This window comes from Bradyrhizobium sp. SHOUNA76 (assembly GCF_023006445.1).
Taxonomy (GTDB): domain Bacteria; phylum Pseudomonadota; class Alphaproteobacteria; order Rhizobiales; family Xanthobacteraceae; genus Bradyrhizobium.
In genome coordinates this window covers 1-6,239 of sequence record NZ_JALBHA010000395.1, presented here as the reverse complement: position 1 = coordinate 6,239, position 6,239 = coordinate 1, and the positions used below count along the sequence as shown (strand labels likewise).

General features: G+C 63.8%; 4 protein-coding genes and 1 pseudogene. 2 read left to right on the top strand and 3 right to left on the bottom strand.

Annotated elements, in window-relative coordinates:
* A pseudogene (locus MOV74_RS28680) lies at window positions 1–645 on the bottom strand (hypothetical protein); the annotation flags it as partial.
* A 469-nt stretch (window positions 646–1,114) separates the two neighbouring features.
* Between MOV74_RS28680 and MOV74_RS28675 the strand changes: the two are divergent.
* Together MOV74_RS28675 and MOV74_RS28670 are read left to right on the top strand one after the other, a co-directional pair.
* On the top strand, window positions 1,115–2,629 hold the full coding sequence (locus MOV74_RS28675) for an ATPase domain-containing protein (RefSeq protein WP_246929993.1): 1,515 nt from the start codon (window positions 1,115–1,117) through the stop codon (window positions 2,627–2,629).
* Window positions 2,626–4,332: an ATP-binding protein gene (locus MOV74_RS28670; protein ID WP_246929992.1), complete on the top strand. Its 1,707-nt coding sequence runs from the start codon at window positions 2,626–2,628 to the stop codon at window positions 4,330–4,332. Before MOV74_RS28675 ends, MOV74_RS28670 begins: the two co-directional genes overlap by 4 nt.
* Before the next feature lie 40 nt (window positions 4,333–4,372).
* On the opposite strand, the gene MOV74_RS28665 is transcribed toward MOV74_RS28670, so the two are convergent.
* Together MOV74_RS28665 and MOV74_RS28660 are read right to left on the bottom strand one after the other, a co-directional pair.
* Window positions 4,373–4,615 carry a hypothetical protein gene (locus tag MOV74_RS28665; RefSeq protein ID WP_246929991.1) on the bottom strand — a complete coding sequence of 81 codons (243 nt, stop codon included), beginning with the start codon at window positions 4,613–4,615 and terminating at the stop codon, window positions 4,373–4,375.
* 28 nt (window positions 4,616–4,643) lie between these two features.
* The gene (locus MOV74_RS28660) at window positions 4,644–5,768 is read right to left on the bottom strand and encodes a DUF2336 domain-containing protein (RefSeq protein ID WP_246929990.1); all 1,125 of its coding nucleotides are present in this window, start codon (window positions 5,766–5,768) and stop codon (window positions 4,644–4,646) included.
* Window positions 5,769–6,239: the final 471 nt, after the last annotated feature.

Below are 6,239 nucleotides of genomic sequence, written 5' to 3'. Positions count from 1 at the left end.
GGCCTGCTGCAGCGGCGGCGCCTTGCCGACCGCGGCATAGGCCGAGGCGATCGCGGGCGGCAGATCCCCAGCCGGTCGCTCTGCGGTAAATCCCATCGCGCCACCGCCGCTATTGCGATCGGCCGCGGACGGATCGGTCAACAGCGACAGATACAGGTTCGTCAACTGCACGCCGCCCTGCTGGGTCGCGGTGCCGCTCTCGCCGGAGAGCTGCGTCAACGCGCCGGGCAATTGCGCCGGAGCAAGACCTGTCAGGATCTGGAATCCGCCCGGCAGGCTGCCACCGGCGTCGAAGACCTTGTCGATACCGCCGGCGACATTGACCGAATTTCGGGGCGTGCCGTTGGGCAGCTGCGACGACAGCGACCCGGGACCGAACATCGCGACGAATGCGAGGTCGCCACTCATCACGACGTCCCAAGACTGGCCGCTCAGATCAGCGGCGCTCGTGCTGTTCTGGTACACAAGCGTGCCGCCGGCGTAGGGAGAGCTGAACACTGAGCCGAAACTGTTCTTGGACGACGGATTCGACTGCGTCACGTTGATCGTGGTCAGGAACAATACATATTGCTGACCCGGCGTGAGCACCACGCCGCCGGTATTGACCGTAACCGGCTTTAATGTCGCGCTGGCCGGCGAGATCATCACCGCTGACGTAAACAGGGAGCTCCCGGTGATTTGGTTGTTGACCGGATCCCACCGGTAGACGGACGCGGTGAATTGCGACTGCGCGCCCGCGGATTGATTCGACAGTTCGAATGTAAATCCAGTCAGCCGGCACTGGGTCGGCGCCGTGATGGTCTGCCCGTAGGTCGCCGCGAAACACGCCGGATTGGCGGGTCAACGATCCGCATGCTTCGTCCAATTTTGCACCGACACGGCTCGACTGACGTCGCATCCTCAAACATTGGCCCCGAGCCGGGCAATCCACGGGAACCAGTGCGGTAAGCCGTTGCCACGGCTCCGAAAGTCTCCTTCGTTTAACCCGCCCGGCCGGCCGCGCTGACGGAACTCAATCCGAGTGTGTGAGTTCCATAGATGGGACTTTGTCCGGTCCACGAGGCTGCTCAGCCCAAGACGGGCCTTCATTTTGGGAATGCGTTAAGGGGGTGCAATGACCGGTACGTCCACGGGTGCTTCCGATAGCAGCCCCAAAGATTTGCCAAGAGTTTCCACCGGCAGCGACGGTTTGGATGACATTCTGGGCGGCGGTTTGGACGCCAACCGGATGTATCTCTATGAGGGGCGGCCGGGCACCGGCAAGACCACGATATCGCTTCAATTTCTGCTCCGGGGCGTGCGTGACGGCGAACGCGTGCTCTATATCTCCCTCTCCGAGACCAGGCGTGAGCTGAACCTGGTCGCGCATCGGCATGGCTGGTCGCTCGACGGCGTCGACATCTTCGAGCTGGTCCCGCCGGAGACGACGCTCGATCCCGACCGGGAGCTGACGGTCTTCCATCCCGCCGAGATGGAGCTGAGCGAAACCACCAATCTGATCTTCAGGGAGGTCGAGCGGATCAATCCCGCGCGCATCGTGCTGGACAGCCTCTCAGAATTGCGCCTGCTTGCCCAGAACCCGCTGCGCTACAGGCGCCAGGTGCTGGCCCTGAAGCATTTCTTCACCAACCGCAACTGTACGGTTGTCCTGCTCGACGACCTTTCATCGTCTCAGGACGATCTGCAGCTGCATTCGATCGCGCACGGCGTGGTCATGCTCGAGCAGCTCGCCATCGACTACGGCGCGGAGCGGCGGCGGCTTCGCGTCATCAAGATGCGGGGCATCCGCTTTCGCGGCGGCTACCACGACTTCACGATCGAGCAGGGCGGCCTGCGGATATTCCCTCGCCTCGTGGCGGCCGAACATCACAGGTCCTTTGTCGGCGAGTACACGCCGAGCGGCAACGCCGAACTCGACCAGCTCCTCGGAGGAGGCCTGGAGCGCGGCACCAATGCGCTTTTCATCGGTTCGGCCGGCGTGGGCAAATCGTCGCTTGCGCTGACCTACGCAATAGCGGCGGCAGAGCGCGGCGAGCACGCCGTGTTCTTCGCATTCGACGAGGGCCGCGGTACAGTAGAGGCACGCGCGCAAACACTTGGCCTGCCCCTGCAAAGGCACCTCGACTCCGGTAATCTCCGGTTTCAACAGATCGATCCGGCCGAACTTGCACCGGGCGAGTTCGCGGCGAACGTGCGCCGGAGCGTGGAGATCGACAACGCCCGCGTCGTCATCATCGACAGCCTCAACGGCTATCTGAGTGCGATGCCGGACGAGCGGTTTCTCATCCTGCAAATGCACGAGCTGTTGACTTATCTGGGACAGCAAGGGGCGCTTACGATCCTGGTCCTCGCTCAACATGGCCTGGTCGGACCGATGGACACGCCTCTGGACATCAGCTATCTGAGCGATGCGGTGCTCATGTTGCGCTATTTCGAGATGGGCGGCACCGTTCGGCGCGCCCTGTCGGTCGTCAAGAAGCGCAGCGGCCAGCACGAGCATAGCATCCGTGAGTTTCGCCTCAGCAGCGCGGGCATCAAGCTCGGCCCCCCGCTCAGGCAGTTCAGCGGCATCTTTTCCGGCAATCCGCATTATACCGGAACGGAAATCCCCGAAGGATTTACCGAATGAGGGCCGACCGGGACCATCGTGTCCTCATCTTTGCTCCGATCGGGCGCGACGGAGCGGCATCGGCCGAGCTTTTCCGCAACTCGAACCTCGACGCGATCAGCTGCCGAAGCCTGCCCGAACTCGTCAGCGAGATGACATCCGGCGTGGGTACCGTTTTCCTGGCCGAGGAAGGCCTGTTCGGGAGAGACACAGCGCCGCTGGCACAATGGATCGAGCGCCAGCCGCCGTGGTCCGACCTCCCCTTCGTCGTTCTCACCAGCCATCGAGAGCAGCCGGCCGTCGTGGCGTGGCGACGCAGTATCGTCGAGCTTCTCCGTAACGTTTCGCTGCTCGAACGGCCGGTTCAGCCGATGACGCTGACCAGCGCCATCCAATCCGCGATGCGGGCACGCCGGCGTCAATACGAGATCCGGGCGCTGCTCGCCGCACGCGAGCAGACCGCGCAGGAGCTCGAACAGCTGGTGGTCGAGCGGACGCGAGAGCTGGAAGAAGCCAACACGCAGCTTCGCCTCGAGATGGAGGAGCGTGCGCGCGTCGAGGAGACGCTTCGCCAGGCCCAGAAAATCGAGGCCATCGGCCAGCTCACCGGCGGTGTCGCTCACGACTTCAACAATCTGCTGATGGTGATTTCCGGCGGCCTCGACATGCTCGACCGCCAGACGGATCCGAACCGCCGCCGCCGTTTGATGGAGGGGATGGTCCAGGCGGCGCAGCGCGGTGCCAGCCTGACCAGGCAGCTTCTGGCGTTTTCCCGCCGGCAGAAGCTTCGGCCGCAGCCCGTCGACGTCGCCGCGCAGATCGGCGGAATGCGTGAACTGCTCGATCGTAGCTTGCGGGGAGACGTTCACGTCGAGTTCGACTTTCCAGACTCGCTGTGGCCGGTGGAAGTCGACCCCGGAGAGCTCGAGCTCGTCATGCTCAATCTGGCCGTCAATGCCCGCGACGCCATGCCCAATGGCGGCACGATCGTCGTGCGCGGGGAAAACCTGCCTGGTTTCAACGACGAGCAGATCGCGGGCGACTACGTCCGGCTGTCCGTCATCGACACCGGTGTTGGCATGTCTCCGGAGATTCTGGCGCGCGTGTTCGAGCCGTTCTTCACGACCAAGGACGTGGGAAAGGGGTCGGGGCTCGGGCTCGCGCAGGTCCACGGATTTGCGACCCAGTCCCGGGGCACCGTACGAATTCGATCGGAGGTCGGCCGAGGCACCAGCATCGAGCTGTACTTGCCGCGATCGTACGATCTTCCTTCCAGCGAGCGACATCTGATCGACCTCACCCGGGTGCGGCCGAAAAGAACCAACCAGGGCCAGGTCCTGCTGGTGGAAGACGACGACGAAGTTGCCGCGCTGGTCAGCGAGATGCTGGGCCAGCTCGGTTACGACGTCACGCGCGCCGCCAGCGCTGCCGGGGCGCTCGGCGCTTTGGCCGATGGCCGCTCGGTCGACGTTGTTTTTTCGGACATCATGATGCCGGGCGGCATGAACGGCGTCGAGCTCGCACGCGAGATCAGAAACCGGCGAAGCGACATCCCGGTATTATTGACCAGCGGATATGCCGAAGCCTCAGCCCACGACGCCCACGCAGCGGGCATCCAGATCCTCGCGAAGCCCTACCACATCGACGAGCTGGCGGCAGCGCTGAGCGGGGCAAGATCAAGTCTACAGCCCGATGCAGGATCCAAGCGCTCCAATTCCTGCTGAGAGCGGTCCAGGATTCGCTGCACCATCCAGGTCCGAAGTCTTACCGGAAATATCCCAGCACGAGATCGATGTCCGAGCCGCCGGCAACCGTACCGTTCAGCTCGGCGTCGATGACGCGGCGGCAGGCTTCGATCGCGGCGTGGTCGCCGAGATCATTTGCGGCTTCCAGCACGAGCCAGGCCGCGTCCACCGACGCCTTGTCCGGCGCTCCGCCGCCAATATCGGCGGTAACGGCACTGTTGAGGTTCTTCTTGCGAACGGCGGTGCCGAATTGAGGCAACATTGCAAATACTCCCCTGTCGAATTCCCGCTCAGTGGACCTGAAGCTCGGGCTGTCGGCCCGTAGCGGAATCGGCACCCGCGCTGTTCTTGCGCGACTGGTAGAATTTCAGAACGCTGCGCGAGGTCTCGATCTTGAGCCGGCCGAAATCCCGCTCGTTGTCGTGGAGCTCACGCGCCGTGATCAGATGATCCTTGGCGCCGAGGAACAGGAGCGACATGGTCGTGTCCCAGGAGAAGTCGAGCGCCTTGCACAGCACCAGAATCATCTCGCGGTTACGGTCCATCATCGCGCGCTCGATCACGTCGACCGGCAGCGACGACAGCAGCGACAGGCCGATCTGCACCTCGTCGAAGCGATGCTGGCGCGCATAGTTCGAGATCGAATCCTGATTGAGGTTGCCCTGGCGATACTGGGTCGTCACCACGCGCTTGGCGACGAAATAGCTGCGCGAGGACGGGCCGAACTTGGACTGGAGATCGCCGGTGACCTCGGTCACCGAGCTCTGGATCTGCGCCATCATTTCGGGCCGCTCGGTCTCGAGGCGGCGGCGGACGTCTTCCGACGCCTTCGAGATCAGCTGCTGGAAGATGTGGCGCGGCACGTCCTTGCGCAGGCCAAGCTGCTCCGCGAGGATCGAATCGCCCTCGGCACGGCGGACCATGTGCAACAGGCCGGAGCCCGAGAAGCGCGCGCCCTCGTTCCTCGCCACCGACGTCACGACCTCCTGGTCGCCGCGCTTGACCAGCACGTCGGTCACGGCCTCGCCGATCGACTTGCGCTGGGCGATCGCGAGCAGATGCGACTGTCCCTTGGTCATGGCGCTCTCGAGCAGCATCTTCTCGTCGAGACGATTGGAGTCGCGCAGCACGGGACCGGCGACCTCGATCTCGTCGTCGAGGGCGAGCTTTTCGATGACGTTCAGGGGAGCGTGATCGCACGCCGACATCAGCTCCGAGAGCTGGGCCCGCGCGGCGACCTCGATCTCTTCGGCGAGCCGGCCGATGACCTCGCCGAACATGCTGATCTCGTCGTCGCTGTAGCGGCCGGTAATCAGAATGTCAGTCGCATGCCACAACGCCTTCGCCCGGCTTTCGTCGGTGCCGCGCGCGATCGCGTCGTCCAGATCCTGCAGAAGCGATTTCGCCCCGTTCATCTCGATTACCCCAGTTCTTGGCCGTTCTTTTGCGAACCGTTGCGCCTTGGTTGACGCGACGCCGAATTCCTCTGGAAACGACGCTAGAGATCAAACGCGAGAATTCGGTAAAATCTGCAAATCAGTTTTGCCGGGCAAAATTCATTCAAATGCGAGGGAATGCGTTAAGGGGCGCGAAAGGCGCTGCGCAGGAGGTGCGCTCCCTCTCCCGCTTGCGGGAGAGGGCTGGGGAGAGGGCTATCTCAATAGAGGGAATCCCTAAATGGAGAGAGCCCTCACCCGCGCCTTGGGCGCGACCTCTCCCGCAAGCGGGAGAGGTGAGCCCGCACGCGGCCCAATCCGCGCAAACCCAGCCTCACGGATTCTGCGGCGTCAGCACCAGCGGCGGCTTCGGCTTGGGCTTTGCGGGCGCAGGGCCCGGGGCAGGCTTGACGTCGATGGCCGGCGGCAGCGGCGCAAGCTGCTGGCTCG